Raw genomic sequence first — 15,719 nt, 5'->3', positions numbered from 1 at the left:
GACACCGCCATGGCCTGTCCTAGCGCGACGGTGGCGCGCCAGCAAGCCGCAGCCGCGATTTGCGGCACCGCGAACGGGCGCCGACGCGGCTCTATCGACCCGCAATCGTGCACAGGCTGCAAAATTTAGCCTTGATACCGCCTTGGCCCTTGGCGTCCACATCGAGGAGTGAGACGTTGGTGGTGGAACCGACCAGCGACACCAATGTTGCGGGCTGCCCCCGGCCCGCAAGTCTATCGGGGTGGAATCATGTGGGCCTACTTCGAACGTCTTCTCGACTCCTCGATGCTTTCACCGCACGGCATCTGCCTGTTGTGGGAGCCTGAACTGATCTGGCTCCACGTCGTTTCGGACGCCTGCATCGCGGCTGCCTATTTCTCCATCCCGTTTGCCCTCGCGATTCTCGTCACCAAGCGGCGTGACCTCAAGTTCGGGTGGGTCTATTGGGCGTTCGCGGTCTTCATCACGGCGTGCGGCCTGACGCATCTGCTGTCGATCTACACGCTCTGGGTCCCGGTCTATGGCATCGAGGGCATGGTCAAGGCGGTGACGGCGGTGGCGTCGGTCTTCACCGCCGGCGCGCTCTGGCCGCTGTTGCCAAAGATCCTGACGATCCCCTCTCCATTCGAACTCAAGAAAGTTCAGGCCGCACTCGAAGAGGAGGAGATCAAGAGCCGGGATGCAGCCCTGCTGCTCAGGCAGGTCCGTGAAGCCCAGCGCGCGCTGCGCGAGAGCATGACGCGCCTCACCGCCGTCGTCGAGACCGCGGTCGACGGCGTCATCCTGTTCGACGCGCAAGCCCGCATTCTGCTGTTCAACCCCGCCTGCGAACGGTTGTTCGGCTATCGCGCCGACGAGGTCATGAATCTCGACATCGGCATGCTGATGTCCAACGAGGAGAGGCCCTCATCCACAGGTCATGCGCGGCGCTTCGCAGCCGGGGAATCCGTCGGCCTGCGCAAGGGCGGATCGACCTTTCCGATGAATCTGTCGGTGGGCCAGGCGTGGCAGGACGGCGATCTGATCTACGTCGGCATCGTCCACGATTTGACCGCGCGCAAGCTGACCGAGCAGCAGCTCCAGCAGGCGCAGAAGATGGAGACGGTCGGCCAGTTGTCCGGCGGCATCGCCCATGACTTCAACAATCTCCTGACCGTTATCATCGGCAACGCCGAGCATCTGAGCGAGCAGCTCAAGGCCCGGCCAGATTTGCGGCAGTTTGCCGACGACATCTGCGAGTCCGGTGAACGCGGCGCGGAGCTGACGCAGCGACTTCTGGCGTTCAGCCGCCGCCAGCTGCTCCAGCCGCAGGCGATCGACTGCCGCGAGCTATTGGAGTCCATGCTCAAGCTGTTCAAGCGCACCTTGCGCGAAAACATCGAGATCAAGACCGCCTTCGGGCTCGGCAGTATCCAGACCTTTGCGGACCGCGCGCAGCTCGAATCCGCCGTGCTGAACCTTGCGCTCAACGCGCAGGACGCCATGCCGGCCGGAGGCCATTTGACCCTGAGCACGGAATTGGCTGCGATCGACGAGGACTATCGTGCCATGCACCCGGAAGTGGCGTCGGGCAGCTACGTCCAGATCTCCGTCACCGATGACGGCGAAGGCATGACGCCTGAGGTCATCGAGCACGCTTTCGAGCCGTTCTTCACCACCAAGGAAGTCGGCAAGGGCTCGGGCCTCGGGCTGAGCATGGTCTATGGCTTCGCCAAGCAATCCGACGGCCATGTCTCGATCTACAGCGAGCAGGGCCTGGGGACGACGGTCCGGATCTATCTGCCGCGTGCCGGCGCCGGAGAATCGCCGGCTGACATTCCGGAGAACGAGGAGGCGGCCCCCCGCGGGCACGAGACGATCCTGATCGCGGAAGACGATCCGTTCGTGCGCTCCTCGGTCATCCAAAGGGTCGAGGCTCTCGGATATCGCGTTGTCGCCGCCGTCAACGGCAAGGAGGCCTTGCAGCGTCTGCGCACCGATCCCTACATCGACATGCTGTTCACCGACATCATCATGCCGGGCGGCATGAGCGGCTGGGAGCTCGCCGACCAGGCCCGGTGGGTTCGTCCGGGTCTCCCGGTCCTGTTCACCTCCGGCTACGCATTGGAGACCCTGGTCGAGCAGGGCCGTGCGCAGGCGCAGGCGGTCGTCCTGACCAAGCCCTACCGGAAGGCCGAACTGGCGGAGCGGCTCAGGGAAGCTTTCGCAGCCGCGGTGGTGACCTCGTAGCGTAGGACTGGTATCTGCGCGTAAGGCGGCTCGTGCCGGCAGCCGGCAAGTCTGCTTGCCAAGTCCGGCCGGTTTTGGCCTATTAGAGCGTTTTCGAGCGAAGTGGATACCGGTTCGCGTAAAGAAAACGCGTCAAAACAAGAAGCTAGAGTCCCGTTTCGATTCCATCGGAACGGAAATGGCTCTAGCCGCCAGATACGCCTTCGGAGTGACTGCAATGGTTCCCTTTTTCGTCCAGATCAAATGCAAGCTCGGCCAGTCCTACACGGTCGCCAACGCGCTCGCCGAAGCCGAGATCGCCTCCGAGATCTATTCCACGGCTGGCCACTACGACCTGCTGGTGAAGTTCTACGTCGACAACGACACCGATATCGGCCACTTCATCAACGAGAAGGTGCAGGTGCTGCCGGGCATCCAGGACACCCTCACCATCATCACCTTCAAGGCGTTCGGCGCGAGCTAGTTTGCCCGGAATTGACGCAAGGCGCCCGGTTGCGTAGCCGGACGCCTATGCTAGCGTTTGGTCTTTGGAATTGAAGTGAGTACTGAGCAAATCATGGCCCTCACTACGTCGGTGCCGCTGCTGATCAGCCAGCAATTTGATAGTGAAGTGGTGTTGGCCAACTATCAGAATGGCGTCTACTACAACCTCGACGGCAGCGCCGCCCAGGTCTGGCTCGGTCTCAAGGCCGGCCGAACGGTTGAGGAGATCGCTGGTGCCCTCACTGTCACGACCGGCGGCGACGCGGCTTCCATCGCCCAACAGGTAGGAGCCTTCGTCGACAGCATGTTGGCGGAAGGCCTCATCGCCAATGGCGCCGCCGATGCGCGCAGCGAGACATGGTCACCGGTGCTGCCAGGCGCATTTGTCGCCCCGGAATTCCAGCGCTTCGACAATCTGCGGGAGCTGTTGCTGATGGATCCCGTGCACGACGCCGGCGAGGAAGGCTGGCCGCTGCGCGAGACCAATGAAAGCTAGTGGCCTCATCCGGCAGGAGATCGCGAAGGTCTTCGCCAAAGCATCGGAGCCGATCGAAGCGCATGCGCGCTGCGGCCCGTTCTCCTTGCGTCTCGGTTTTGCCTCGCGGGAATTGGCCAGCACGTTCCTGCCGGCCTATATCCAGCGCGTACCGGGCGCTGTCGATCTCGACCTGCGCTTCATCACCGCCGCCGATCACGACCTCTCGACGCTGGTGCCGGAGGCCGCCGAGCGCCCGCGGCTCTTGATCGAAGACGGAATCTATTCGGTGTGGCAGCCGGCCGTCATTCCCGTGCTGTTCGCGGTTGACCTCGAAAGCCGGCGCGGCATCGCCTGGCTGCCGAAGGGCGCGGCGCCGCCCTGGATCCGCAGCCGGCCGGCGATCTCGCTGATCCATGCCATGATGCACGATACGCTCTGGTGCGCCGTTCACGGCGCAGCCGTCGGAACCGATGCGGGCTTCACGCTGCTGGCGGGCGAAGGCCACAGCGGGAAAACCACGGCGGCGCTGGCCTGCGCAAAGGCCGGCTGGCGCTATGCCGGCGATGATTTCGTCGCCGTCAACAGCGAGACCGGACAGATCGAGCCGCTGTTCTGCTCCGCGCGGCTGCGCCCTGCCCTGGTCGATATTTTTCAAGACTTCATTGGCGCAACCACGCCGGTTTCGGATTTCAACGGCGAGCCGCGCCACGAGCTGAGTCTTGCCGATCTCGGTGAGCGCATTGGCGGCGGCACGCTGCGCGCGCTCATCATTCCGCGACGGCGCGGCGCTGTGACTCCCGAGTTCACCCCGGCGCGGCAATCGGACGCATTTCGCGCGCTGCTGCCGACCATGGCCTACGAACTGCCGGGATGGCCGAACGTGATCGCCGACAAGATCGCGCGTATCGCAGGCCTGACGCCGGTGTTCTTCGCCGACACCGGCACCACGCCGATGGAGATTCCCTCCGCCTTCGCCCGCCAACTGGAACGGCTCTGAGGCTCCGCCGATATGCGCGTCTCCGTGGTCATCGCCGCCTACAACGCCGAGGCCTACATTGCCGAGGCGATCGAGAGCGTGCTTGGCCAGAGCGTTCCGCCCGACGAAGTGATCGTGATCGATGACGGATCGACCGACGGCACGCGCGGCATTCTCGACCGGTTCGGCGGCCGCATCATTGCGCTCACGCAGACGAACAGCGGTCAGGCCATCGCCGTCAACCAGGGCCTCGCAATGGCGCGTGGCGAGTTGATCGGATTCTGCGATGCGGACGATCTCTGGACGGCGCGCAAACTGGAGCTGCAACTCGCGCTGCTCGAACGTCACGATGACGTCGAGGCCGTATTCGGCAAGGTGCAGCAATTCGTCAGCCCCGACGTGCCAGAGGAGCAGCGTGAGCGCCTCACACCGGCCGTCGCGATCATGCCGGGCGAGCTGAAGCAATGCATGCTGATCCGGCGTCCCGCGCTTGAGCGGGCCGGCCCGTTCGACGAAAGCCTGCCCGCAACCTTCTTCATCGCATGGCTCGGCCGCGCCAAGCAGAACGGCCTGAGAAGCGCTCATGTCGACGACATTGTCGTCCGGCGCCGGCTTCACCTCGGCAATGGCGGCCGCACCAACACGGACGCGCAAAACCACGAGACGCTGCTGGCGCTGCGCAAGGCCATCAAGGCACGGCGCCCGCCGGAGTGAACACCGGCGCGCCGTCGATCGACACTGACGTCACGAACAGCCCGAGCAGGCGGTGATCGATCGAATGGCCGATGTCCATCGGACGCCTGGCATCGAGCATCCGCAGCGCAACGACGATCTTGCGATGACCGGCGCCGACGATCTTTGCGGTCAGCGTGATCCTGAACGGCATCGGATCGTTGCGCCCTGCCGCCATCTGCGACACCGCTCCGGCGCCGGCATAGGCCACGAAGCGAACGCTGTCGGTGCCCGGTGGCAGGAACGGCACCACCGCGAGCTCCACGACGACGAAGCCATGCCGCGGCTTCTCGACCGGCACTTCGATGATGGCGAACTGACGGTCAGTCCACCGTCCCTCGTCCTCAGGAATGGAAAATCCCTGCCCGAACCAGACGCCCTTCCCCCGCAGTGGATGCGCCGCGCCCGCCGTCTGCTGCCAGATCCGCTTCAGGATCGCGTCCCTGAAAAAAGGAAAATGCGCGACGCTGGCATCGAACGCCGCCAAGGCCGCCCCGGGCAGTTTTGGCCAATCCCGTCCCCGGAACGGCGCCTTGACCTGCGCGCGCAGCGACGCGAAGAAGGCGACCCAAAATTGCTGCCGTTGCGTGCGTTGCGCGCGCGGCACCGCGCGGACGGAGATCTCGATGGATTTCCCCGGCGGGCCATAATCCCATAACTGCTCCACGAGACCGTCAGGCACGAGAGCCGGCATCTCGCGGGCGACGACATCGAGCAATTGCGCCGCGAACAGGCTGCCATTGTAGCGGGTCACGATCCAACGGAATCGATCCCAATCGACCTTCGCGCTGGCGCTCTCAAGAACATGGACGACCTCGAGCGCCCGGGACACCATCTCGTTCTGATCGGCGGGCTCCGGTCGCATCGCCGCAATCGCCAGATGTTCGGCAAGGCCCGGGATCAGCACCTCATGCATCAGCAGCGTCCCGGTCTCTGCGGTCTTGAACAGCTCCTCGGTGAAATTCTCGTCGTCGAGCCAGAACAGCGCGCGCCAGTGCAGGTCGATCGCGCGGCTGAGGCCGGCCCGCGACATCGCAACCGCATGGATGTCGCGATCGAAATCGGACTCCGAGAACAGCTCGACCTTCATGCCGTGGCTGCGAAACGACGCCTGCCGCAGCACCTCGATCGCGCGCGGCGCGTCGCCGCGGCGGACCAGAAGATCATAGTCTCCGGTCATGCGCTTCGCCATGTAGCTCGCGTCGCGCGCGAACAACGCCCCACCCTTGATCAGCAGTGAACCGATGCCGGCGGCCTTCAACGCCGCGCAGGCCTCCACAACATCGCGGACCCGCGTCGCGTTCGACAGCCAGACATGCTTGACGACGCCGCGCATCCGCCTGGTGTCGGCATCGATGATTCCGGCCATGTCGGCGGTGGCCACGAGAAGCGGCATGGTGCGGTAGACGACTTCGTCGGCCGCATCGAGCGGCTCGGAGGCGCGCCAGGCCTGGTAGGCCTCGATCGCCGTCTGGCCCTGCCCAAGCGCGGCCCTGAACAGCGTCAGATAACGCGGGTTCAGCGCGGCCGGGAGTTTCGATGTGCGTGCCATCTCAACCGAACGGTTGAACCGCGCGGCCTGCTTCGTCTGGCCCAGCAAAATCAGGTGTCAAAACGATCAGCCGCAACCGCGCAAAAACTCGACGCCCCATCGTGACGCACTTCCAATTCCCAACCGGCAGCAAAGGATGCGGGTGCGATCCGCAGGTGTCAATCGGGAAAGAAACGCTTTCAGCCACCGCCCTCCTTGCGCTTTGGCGGCGTTGGCCCGTCGATCGGCGGCAGCGACTTCAGATAGTTGGCCATCGCGGCGCGATCCTCGGGCGTCAGTTGCGCGAGGTTCTTGATCACCGGCCGCATCGAGCCTGATGCGCTGTCGCCCTCCGGCATATCGCCGGTTTCGAGGAAGTCGGCGATCTCTTTCTCGCTCCAGCTACCGATGCCCTTCTGCGTGATGTTCGGCACCCAGCCCTCGCCTTCGGGATTGGGACCGCCGGCGAAGCGCTGCGTGGTGATGACGCCACCGAGAAAATTGCGTGGGCTGTGGCATTCGGCGCAATGGCCAAAGCCGTTCACGAGATAGGCGCCGCGATTCCACTGCGCCGGGCGCGTCGCAACCGGCATGAACGGCCTGACATCCATGAACAGCAATTTCCAGATGCCGACATTGCGGCGGATGTTGAAGGGAAACGGCAAATCGTGGTCGCGGACCCTGCCGGACACGGGTGGCAGCGTCTTCAGATAGGCGAAGAGATCGCGGACATCATCGACCTTCGCAATATGGTAGGAGGTGTAAGGGAACGCCGGAAAATAATGCGTGCCTTCAGGCGAAATGCCGCGCATCACGGCGTTGACGAAATTGGCTTCGCTCCATCGGCCGATCCCGTCGGTGGGATCGGGGGAAATGTTCGGGGCATAGAACGTCCCGAACGGCGAACCGAGCGCTAAGCCGCCGCCGAGCCGCAGACGATCGGGCTGATTGGGCACGGCATGGCACGACGAGCAGCCGCCGGCATTGAACAGCTCCTGCCCGTTGGCGAGATCGGGCCCGCGCGCTGGTGCCGGCAGTGCAAGCGCGGTCGGCGCGGTCAGCCACCAATAGATACACAGGGCTGCGATGACGGCGATCAGCCCGGCAAAAATTGTTCGTCGCAGCATTGCGGTGTTCCGTTGAGATCCGTCGAACTTAGGCATCACGCCATGCCCGCTCCAGCCACGAATAATTTAGATGGTTTGATTGGATTGCGGGAATAAAGTCGGAAGCGCACTGTTTGCAGATCGAGCGCAATCAGATGTCAACAGGGAGAGACCGATGAACAAAGCCATTTTTGCCACGCTGGCACTCGGAGCAGCCGTCGCATTCGCAGGCCCGGCCAGCGCGGAGAAGCTGAAGGCTGTGCTGGACGGCAAGTCCGAAGTCCCCGCCAACACCAGCAGCGGCACCGGCACCGCCGATCTCGACTACGACGCCGCCACCAAGAAGCTCTCCTGGAAGCTGAGCTATTCGGGCCTCTCCGGCCCCGCCACTGCCGCCCACTTCCACGGCCCCGCCGAGACTGGCAAGAACGCCGGCGTCGCGGTCCCGATCCCCGGCGCCGCCAATAGCCCGGTCGAGGGCGCGGCGACGCTGACCGACGCGCAGGCCTCCGACCTTCTCGCCGGCAAGCTCTACGTCAACATTCACACCGCGGCCAATCCGGGCGGCGAGATCCGCGGTCAGGTGACGAAGTAAGCCACACAGCTGCTTCGTCTGCGGAAAGGCCGGACGCTGGAGGGGGCGCCCGGCCTTTCCGATTCTGGCCCGACCTAAAACGACTCAGGCGGGACGCTTGCGCACGGCGACCTGATGGCTTTTGAGGATCACCTCGGCATCGGCGTGCCAGGCGAGGAAGGTGTCGACGGCCGGCGCGACGCGCTCTGCCTCGGGATTGTCCGGCATCCAGGTGTAGTCGTCCATCAACATCACGCCGCCATCGCGCAGCAGGCGCCAGGCACCGAGGCAATCGATCATCACGTCGTCGCGCTGATGGCTGCCGTCGACATAGATGAAATCGAACACCGCGTTCTCTTCACGCAGAATGCCGAGGGCCCGGATCGAGCTGCCCACCATCTTGCGGAGGCGCGCGCCATAGGCGGCAAGGTTGCGGTCGAATCGCTCGGCATCGTCCTCGCGGAAGAGATCGACGCAGGTGAGATGTGCGCCGGCGAAGAACTCGAGCCAGAACACCGCAGATCGCCCTTCCTTGGAGCCGATCTCGAGCACTCGGCTGGTCGTATCGCGCATGTCCTCGAACAGCAAGCTCCAGGCGACCGTGCGTGCGGCCACATAGTCGCGCCGAAAGTCCTTGCCCGCAAAAATGTGCGCGTAGGGGTCCTGGGCCCGCGCCAGCTCGACAACCCGCGCGCGAAGCTGCGCCAGCCGGCCGGAGGGGTCGCTCATGAGAGCCCGGACCTCAGCTGCACGACGGCGCCGATGACCGTGCTATCGATCCGGCCTTTTGACCCCACGATAGATTGCCACCAGGGCATCCGCGCGCACGACCTCTCCCAACGAGAACTATCCCCCGCCTGCTCTGATACGTTATCGCACCAAGGCGGCTGCCGGAAGCCCGCTTCGGCTTGAAGAACGATCCTGCTCGCGCCCGACTGCGCTTACGCCGCGGTCAATGCCTGAGCGAGGTCCGCAATCAGGTCCGAGGGGTGTTCGATGCCGATCGACAGCCGGATCGTGGAATCCAGAACGCCGATTTTTTGGCGGATGTCGGCCGGGACGCCGGAATGGGTCATCGTCGCGGGCAGGCTCGCCAGCGACTCCGTTCCGCCAAGGCTCACCGCGAGCTTGAAGATCTGCAGCGCGTTGAGGAATTTCACCGCCGCCGCCTTGCCGCCGACGATGTCGAACGAGAACGTCGATCCCGCGCCGAGGCATTGCCGCGCAAACACTTGTCCGGCCATTGAGGCCTCTTCGTGATGACCGAGATAGTGGACCTTGGTCACCTTGGCATGGTCGCGCAGATAGTCCGCGACGAGGCGCGCGTTGCTGTCGGCCTTTTCCATACGCAGGCTCAAGGTCTCGAGCGAGCGGTTGATCATCCAGCAGGAATGGGGATCGAGCTGGGTGCCGATCGCGCCTCGCAGCGCCTTGATGCCCTTCATGATCGCCTTCGAACCGAGCGCTGCGCCCGCGATCAGGTCGGAATGACCGCCGACATATTTGGTCAGCGAGTACAGCGAAATATCCGCGCCATGCTCGATCGGCCGCTGAAACACCGGGCCGAGCAGGGTGTTGTCACAGGCGATGATGGGTGTGTGGCCCTGGGTCTTTCCGATGGTCTCGGCGACGCGGCGCATCATCGCGACGTCGACCAGGCCGTTGGTCGGATTGGCCGGTGTTTCGATCAGGATCATCGCGACCCGGCCCTTGCGCATGGCCTCCTCCCCGGCCTGACCGACCGCCGCTTCATCGATGCCGTCGGCAAAGCCGACCGCGCCGATCGCAAGACGCGAAAGCGTGTTCGTCAACAAGGTTTCCGTCCCGCCATAGAGCGGCTGGGAGTGCAGGATGACGTCGCCAGGGCGGATGAAAGCCAGGATCGTGGTCGCGATCGCCGCCATGCCGGATGAGAACAGGACACAGCTCTCGGTGCGCTCATAGATGGCGAGCCTGTCCTCGACGATCTCGCTGTTGGGATGGTTGAAGCGCGAATAGACCAGACCGGCGCCCATGCCTTCCGGCGGCTCGCGCCGGCCGGAGACGAAATCGAAGAAGTCCTGCCCGTCGTCGGCCGTCTTGAACACGAAGGTCGAGGTCAGGAACACCGGCGGCTTGATGGCACCTTCCGACAATTGCGGATCGTAGCCATAAGTCAGCATCAGCGTTTCCGGATGCAGCATATGGTTGCCGATATGGGTTTTCGACGGGAACGGTTTGACCATGGCCTGTCTCGCTGTTGATTCAGATCCTCGCCGCGCGTTGGAACTCCTTGGAGTGTGAGGCGGTCAGGAGCGAGATGCGCCGGCATCCAGCAGGTCGAATCAACGCGGCGGCGGCTGGAATCGAAGATAGCCGCTCTAACAGCGATCCGTCAGGCCTAGCGAACAGAATTTCATGGGCGGCTGGCGGCCATGTCCGTCATGAGCCCAGTAACCCGCATGAGCGAAGCGACATGCGGGGTCATCTGCCCCGGATTTCGCTCCGCTCCATCCGAGCTACGAAGTTGGGCGCGAAAAGTCGGGCCGTTACTTCAGCTTCAGCCGATACGTCTCGTGGCAGTCGGTGCAGCGATCATTCATCGCCGTGTACGCGGCCTTCAGGCTCGCCAGATCGGTGACCTTGCCCTTGACCTCGGCGACCGCCTTCTGCACCGGCGGGATCTTGGAGTCGAAATCGGCCTTGTTCTGCCAAACCTTGGGCGAGGAACCATAAGTCGCGTTGACCACGTCCTGCTTGGGATTGACCTCGAAGGTCTTTGCGATCTTGGCGACGTCGGCCTCGAGACTGGCGATCGCCGCGTCGACGGCCTTCTGATCGTAGGGGATTTCGCCCTTCGTCATCTTGAGGATCACGCCGTACATGCTCTTGGCCTGCGAGCGCATCAGATTGTCCTGCTGGACGGCAACCTCCTGCTGGGCCATCACGGCGCCCGCACCCAGAAGCAGGGTGCCCGCGACAATCAAAATTCGTTTCATCGGCTTGTTACTCCGGCTCGCAAGTCGGTTGGGGGAAGGCATTCATGGTTAGAACCCGGCGGCGGGCAATTATTCCCGCCCCGGAGATCGACATTTAGAGGCTGTGGCGGCGATGGTGCTCGTTGATCGCGATCCAAACACGTTCTGGTGTCGCCGGCATGTCGATGTGGTCGATCTTGTATTCGCGCCAAAGCCCCTCGACGATGGCGTTGACGACGGCCGGACAGGAGCCGATCGCGCCGGCCTCGCCCGCGCCCTTCACGCCCAGCGGATTGGTCGTGCAGGGGATGTTGTTGGTCTCGAACACGAAGGACGGCCCGTCGGCAGCGCGCGGCAGCGCGTAGTCCATGAAAGTCGCGGTGATGAGCTGGCCGTCACCCGCGCCATAGACCACCTGCTCCATCAGCGCCTGGCCGATGCCCTGCATGGCGCCGCCATGCACCTGGCCAGCCAGCAGCAGCGGATTGAGCGTCTTGCCGAAATCGTCGACGATCACGTAGTTGACGATTTTGATGATGCCGGTCGCCGGATCGATCTCGACTTCCGCCAAATGCGTGCCGTTGGGATAGGTGCCGTCGGCGCTGGTGAAGGTCGCGCTCGCGTTCAGCTTCGACGGGTCGGCATTCGGCCGCTTGGCGAGATCGGCGAACGAGATCGAGCGATCGGTGCCGGCGATCCGCACCACGCCCTCGGAAATCTCGAGGTCGCCGGCGCTGGCCTCCAGTGCCTGCGCGGCGATTTCCTTCAACCTCTGGCCGAGCTCGCGCGTGGCCCGCTCGACGCTGACGCCGCCCGAGGGAATCGAGGCCGAGCCGCCGGTGCCGAGACCGGTCGCGATCTCGGCGGTGTCGCCCTGGTGGATATGCACGCGCTCCGGCGGCAGGCCGAACTGCTCGGCGACGATCTGCGCATAGGCCGTCTGGTGGCCCTGCCCGCTCGACTGCGTGCCGATCAGGATGGTGACGTCGCCATTGGGATCCATCCGCACATTGGCGGTCTCCTCGCCCATGGTGCCGCAGACCTCGACATAGCTCGCCAGCCCAATGCCGCGGATCAGGCCGTGCTTCTTGGCGAGTTTTGCGCGCTTGGAAAACTCCTTCCAGTCGCCGATCTCCATCGCGCGCTTCAGATGCGCGGCGAAGTCGCCGGAATCATAGACCTTGCCGGTCGCTGTCTTGTAGGGCAGCGCTTTCGGTTGAATGAAATTCTTGCGGCGGATGGCGTCAGGCGTCATGTCAAGCTTGCGGGCGCAGGCGTCGACCAGACGCTCGATGACATAGGCCGCCTCGGGCCGGCCCGCGCCGCGATAGGCGTCGACCGGAACGCTGTTGGTGAAGATCGTGCGCACCCGGCAGTGGAAGGCCTGGATGTCGTAGAGGCCCGGCAGCATGCCGGCGCCGCCATGCGGGATGTAGGGCCCGAAGGTCGAGAGATACGCACCCATGTCGCCCATCAGGTCGCAGTCCATGGCGAGGAATTTGCCGTCTTCAGTCAGCGCCATCTTCGCGGTGGTGACGTTGTCGCGGCCCTGCGCGTCGCCCATGAAATGCTCGGAGCGGTCGGCCGCCCATTTCACGGCCTTCTTCAGCTGTCGCGCAGCGACCGCCAACAGAGCGTATTCGCGGTACGGAAACAGCTTTGTGCCAAAACCGCCGCCAACATCGGGACAGATCACCCGCATCTTCTCGGTCGGGATATTGAGCACGTTCTGGCACAGGATATCGCGCAGCCGGTGGCTGCCCTGGCTGCCGACGGTGAGCGTGAGATGATCGTTCTTGGCGTCATATTCGCAGACGGCGGCGCGCGTCTCCAGGAAGCTTGCAACCACGCGCGGATTGACGATGGAGATTTCGGCGACCGCATGCGCTTTGGCGAACGCGGCTTCGGTGGCTTTCTTGTCACCGATCGAGACGTCGAACAGCACATTGCCGGGCTTGTCGGGCCAGACCTGCGGCGCGCCGGTCTTTACGGCGTTGACGACGCCGGTCACCGCCGGCAGCGGGCTCCATTTGACCTCGATCGCCTCGATCGCGTCGCGAGCCTGGTCGATGGTCTCGGCGACGACGAAGGCGATGCAATCGCCGACATGGCGCACCTCGTCCTTGGCAAGGATCGGGTAAGGCGGCCCGGTGAACGGATCGGTCTCGAGATTGAACAGGCACGGCAGATTGCCGAGATCCCCGACATCGTCGGCAGTCAGGATCAGCGCGACGCCGGGCAGCCCGCGGGCGCGGCTCGCATCGATGGTGTATGTGGCATGCGCGTGCGGCGAACGCAGCATCAGGCAGCGAAGTGCGGCCTGCGGCGCATAGTCGTCGGTATAGCGGCCCTTGCCGCGGATCAGTGCGTCGTCCTCCTTGCGCAGCACGCTTTGGCCGACGCCGAACTTGATGGGAGCCGCCATTTTTTCTCTTCCCGTTCTCATGGTTGTTTTGCCGGCATATTGCCGTGGAAAAAGTGGCAAGGCAAACGGCTTTAGGCGTGGACATTGATCGCAGGCCGGGAAAAGCACCGCTTACCCGTCATATCGGAATTGCGTAGAAAGGCCGAAGTTGGCTCGTTTCCCTGTGTAGGCGATGATCCCGCGGCCGCCGGCCGAGCCGAGCTGTTCGAACGCTTCGAGCCTGACTTATTCTGAGATTCTTTGGCGACCAAACATGGGGGAACGGAGTTCATCCAGGGTGGCGATCCGTTGTAGCGGCGAAAAATCAACTTTCCAAAGATCGAGTTCAAACAATTCCCCGCGCTGATCGACGTTCAGCGCGAGTGAGACTAGTACTCCATCTGCATCATCAAATTCGGCTTCGCCGATGCACTTACCAAAACTCCGGTCTGCGCTGCCGACAAAGCGAAGGCTACCCATTCCACCGTCGTTCATGTCTTCTACAAGGTCAAAATAGCCATGCGAAGATGAAGACAGTCCTAGGATATAGACAACCAAGTCACGCTCTTTGGGGGGCAGTGGGCGGGCCATTTTTTCGCACCTTCTGGCGAGCATTGGCTATATCACGCCGCGCTTGCGATGTCCGCCTATGGTCCGGAGTTGAAATTCACTATGGTTTGCTGCAGCCTGCCTAACCGCGCACCAGCGAGAGCAGCCAGCTGCGGCCGAACAGGATGAGGATCGCGAACGCGTAGACGATCGTGCCCCCGACGGTGAGCAGGGCCAGCGTCAATTCATCCCGGAAGTGCATTGAGCCCAGTGAAGAAACGCTAAAGCGCGCGATCAGCCAGAAGGCGGCGGCGAGGATCAGTCCGGTCAGCAAAAATTTGGCGAGCGACAACAGCCAGGCGCGGTCCAGCGCGAGAAAGCCCCGCCGCACCGCGAAGAAGAGCACCAGCAGCAGATTGGTCCAGACGCCGACGGCGGTCGCGAGCGCCAGGCCGATCTGGGCGAGCGATCCCATCAAGGCAAGCTTCAGCGCGACGTTGACCGCGATACCCGTCAGCGACGCGCGAACCGGCGTCGCGGTGTCCTTGCGCGCATAGAAGGTCGCGACCGCGCTGCGGATCAGCACGAAAGGGATCAGGCCGATGGCATAGGCCGCGAGCGTGGCGCCAGCGGCTGCGGCATCGGCCTTCGAGAATGCGCCACGGGCGAACAGCGCGCGCATGATCGCGTCGGGTACGGTGAGGAAGGCCGCAACGAACGGCACCGAGAACAGCAGCGTGAAGTCAAAGGCGCGGCGCTGCGCCTTCATCGCGCCGTCATGGTCGTTGGCCGTGATCCGCCGCGACATCTCCGGCAGCAGCACCGTGCCGATGGCGATGCCGATCACGCCGATTGGCAGCTGGTTGAGGCGGTCAGCATAATAGAGCGCCGACAGCGCGCCCGCGGGCAGGAAGGTCGCGATGATGGTGTCGGCAAACAATGCGACCTGCGTGCCCATCGAGCCCAGCGTCGCCGGCCCGAGCGCCTTGAAGAAGGCGCGAACATCCTCGTCGAGCCTGAGCGGCGCAAAGCGCGGCAGGCCGCCATGACGGGCGAGATCGCCCGCGAGCAGGAAGTATTGCAGGAAGCCCGAGATCAGGACGCCCCAGGCCGCGGCGTGGCCCGCGGTCGGAAACCAGGTGGCGAGCGCCAGCGTCATCATCATCGCGACGTTGAGGAAGATCGACGCGGCAGCGGCACTGGCAAAGCGCTGCATCACGTTGAGCATGCCGCCATAGAGCGTCACCAGCGTGATCAGCAGCAGATAGGGAAAGGTGATTCGGGTCAGCTCGATCGCGAGGTGCCGTTGCTCGGCGTCCTCACTGAAGCCGGGCGCCAGAATGCTCATGGCCTGCGGCATGAACAGCCAGGCGACGATCAGCAGCACGACCTGCGAGGCCAAGAGCAGCGTGAAGATGCGGTCGGCGAACAGTCGTGCGGCCGCCTCCCCGCGCTCGCCGTGGACGTGCGCGTAGGCCGGCACCCAGGCGGCGTTGAACGCGCCTTCGGCAAAGATTGCGCGGAAATGATTTGGTAGCCGCAGCGCCACAAAAAAGGCGTCGGCTACAGGGCCGGCGCCCAGGATCGCCGCGAGCATGATGTCGCGGGCAAATCCCGTCAGCCGCGACAGCAGCGTATATCCGCCAACCGTGAAGATACGTCCGAGCATGCGTCTCTTCTAGAGGAAGAGACGGCTCGCT

The 15,719-nt window shown here is 63.9% G+C and carries 14 protein-coding genes; 6 read left to right on the top strand and 8 right to left on the bottom strand.

Annotation, left to right across the window (positions count from 1 at the left end; all coding sequences use genetic code 11):
- The first annotated feature begins 249 nt into the window (after window positions 1-249).
- The 5 genes from ABIB73_RS30790 (at window position 250) to ABIB73_RS30770 (ending at window position 4,880) form a co-directional block, all read left to right on the top strand.
- Complete coding sequence (locus tag ABIB73_RS30790; RefSeq protein ID WP_354230226.1) at window positions 250-2,229, top strand: ATP-binding protein; 1,980 nt, start codon at window positions 250-252, stop codon at window positions 2,227-2,229.
- A gap of 217 nt (window positions 2,230-2,446) precedes the next feature.
- Window positions 2,447-2,692, top strand: coding sequence for an Lrp/AsnC ligand binding domain-containing protein (locus tag ABIB73_RS30785; RefSeq protein ID WP_045008738.1), 246 nt, complete (start codon window positions 2,447-2,449; stop codon window positions 2,690-2,692).
- Between the two features lie 93 nt (window positions 2,693-2,785).
- Window positions 2,786-3,208, top strand: a complete 423-nt coding sequence (locus tag ABIB73_RS30780) for a PqqD family protein (RefSeq protein ID WP_354230224.1) — start codon at window positions 2,786-2,788, stop codon at window positions 3,206-3,208.
- Entirely contained in the window at window positions 3,198-4,187 is a 990-nt protein-coding gene (locus ABIB73_RS30775) for a phosphoenolpyruvate carboxykinase (ATP) (protein ID WP_354230222.1), read from the top strand. The genes ABIB73_RS30780 and ABIB73_RS30775 overlap by 11 nt, the downstream gene beginning before the upstream one ends.
- Before the next feature lie 12 nt (window positions 4,188-4,199).
- The gene (locus tag ABIB73_RS30770; RefSeq protein WP_354230220.1) at window positions 4,200-4,880 is read left to right on the top strand and encodes a glycosyltransferase family 2 protein; all 681 of its coding nucleotides are present in this window, start codon (window positions 4,200-4,202) and stop codon (window positions 4,878-4,880) included.
- Here the strand turns inward: ABIB73_RS30770 and ABIB73_RS30765 are convergent.
- Both ABIB73_RS30765 and ABIB73_RS30760 read right to left on the bottom strand, forming a co-directional pair.
- Complete coding sequence (locus tag ABIB73_RS30765; RefSeq protein WP_354230218.1) at window positions 4,855-6,498, bottom strand: nucleotidyltransferase family protein; 1,644 nt, start codon at window positions 6,496-6,498, stop codon at window positions 4,855-4,857. The two genes, ABIB73_RS30770 and ABIB73_RS30765, sit on opposite strands and share 26 nt — an antisense overlap.
- Before the next feature lie 131 nt (window positions 6,499-6,629).
- Window positions 6,630-7,556 carry a c-type cytochrome gene (locus ABIB73_RS30760; protein ID WP_354230216.1) on the bottom strand — a complete coding sequence of 309 codons (927 nt, stop codon included), beginning with the start codon at window positions 7,554-7,556 and terminating at the stop codon, window positions 6,630-6,632.
- Window positions 7,557-7,710: 154 nt separating this feature from the next.
- On the opposite strand from ABIB73_RS30760, the gene ABIB73_RS30755 reads away from it, so the two are divergent.
- The gene (locus ABIB73_RS30755; RefSeq protein WP_354230214.1) at window positions 7,711-8,130 is read left to right on the top strand and encodes a CHRD domain-containing protein; all 420 of its coding nucleotides are present in this window, start codon (window positions 7,711-7,713) and stop codon (window positions 8,128-8,130) included.
- Window positions 8,131-8,214: 84 nt separating this feature from the next.
- Here the strand turns inward: ABIB73_RS30755 and ABIB73_RS30750 are convergent, their stop codons facing one another.
- From ABIB73_RS30750 to murJ, 6 genes are all read right to left on the bottom strand, one after another.
- A complete protein-coding gene (locus ABIB73_RS30750) occupies window positions 8,215-8,838 on the bottom strand; it encodes a class I SAM-dependent methyltransferase (RefSeq protein ID WP_354230212.1) in 624 nt (207 codons plus the stop codon).
- 212 nt (window positions 8,839-9,050) lie between these two features.
- Complete coding sequence (locus ABIB73_RS30745; protein ID WP_354230210.1) at window positions 9,051-10,334, bottom strand: cystathionine gamma-synthase family protein; 1,284 nt, start codon at window positions 10,332-10,334, stop codon at window positions 9,051-9,053.
- A 303-nt stretch (window positions 10,335-10,637) separates the two neighbouring features.
- Window positions 10,638-11,087, bottom strand: coding sequence for a c-type cytochrome (locus ABIB73_RS30740; RefSeq protein WP_354230208.1), 450 nt, complete (start codon window positions 11,085-11,087; stop codon window positions 10,638-10,640).
- Between the two features lie 94 nt (window positions 11,088-11,181).
- Window positions 11,182-13,491 (bottom strand): xanthine dehydrogenase family protein molybdopterin-binding subunit, encoded by a 2,310-nt coding sequence (locus tag ABIB73_RS30735; RefSeq protein ID WP_354230206.1) that lies wholly within the window; start codon window positions 13,489-13,491, stop codon window positions 11,182-11,184.
- A gap of 225 nt (window positions 13,492-13,716) precedes the next feature.
- Window positions 13,717-14,061: a DUF6984 family protein gene (locus ABIB73_RS30730; protein WP_354230204.1), complete on the bottom strand. Its 345-nt coding sequence runs from the start codon at window positions 14,059-14,061 to the stop codon at window positions 13,717-13,719.
- A 100-nt stretch (window positions 14,062-14,161) separates the two neighbouring features.
- Window positions 14,162-15,688 (bottom strand): murein biosynthesis integral membrane protein MurJ, encoded by a 1,527-nt coding sequence (gene murJ / locus ABIB73_RS30725; RefSeq protein ID WP_354230202.1) that lies wholly within the window; start codon window positions 15,686-15,688, stop codon window positions 14,162-14,164.
- Window positions 15,689-15,719: the final 31 nt, after the last annotated feature.

Origin of the sequence: Bradyrhizobium sp. F1.4.3, assembly GCF_040548375.1 — a bacterium.
GTDB lineage: Bacteria > Pseudomonadota > Alphaproteobacteria > Rhizobiales > Xanthobacteraceae > Bradyrhizobium.
This window is presented reverse-complemented; position numbering and strand designations above follow the sequence as displayed.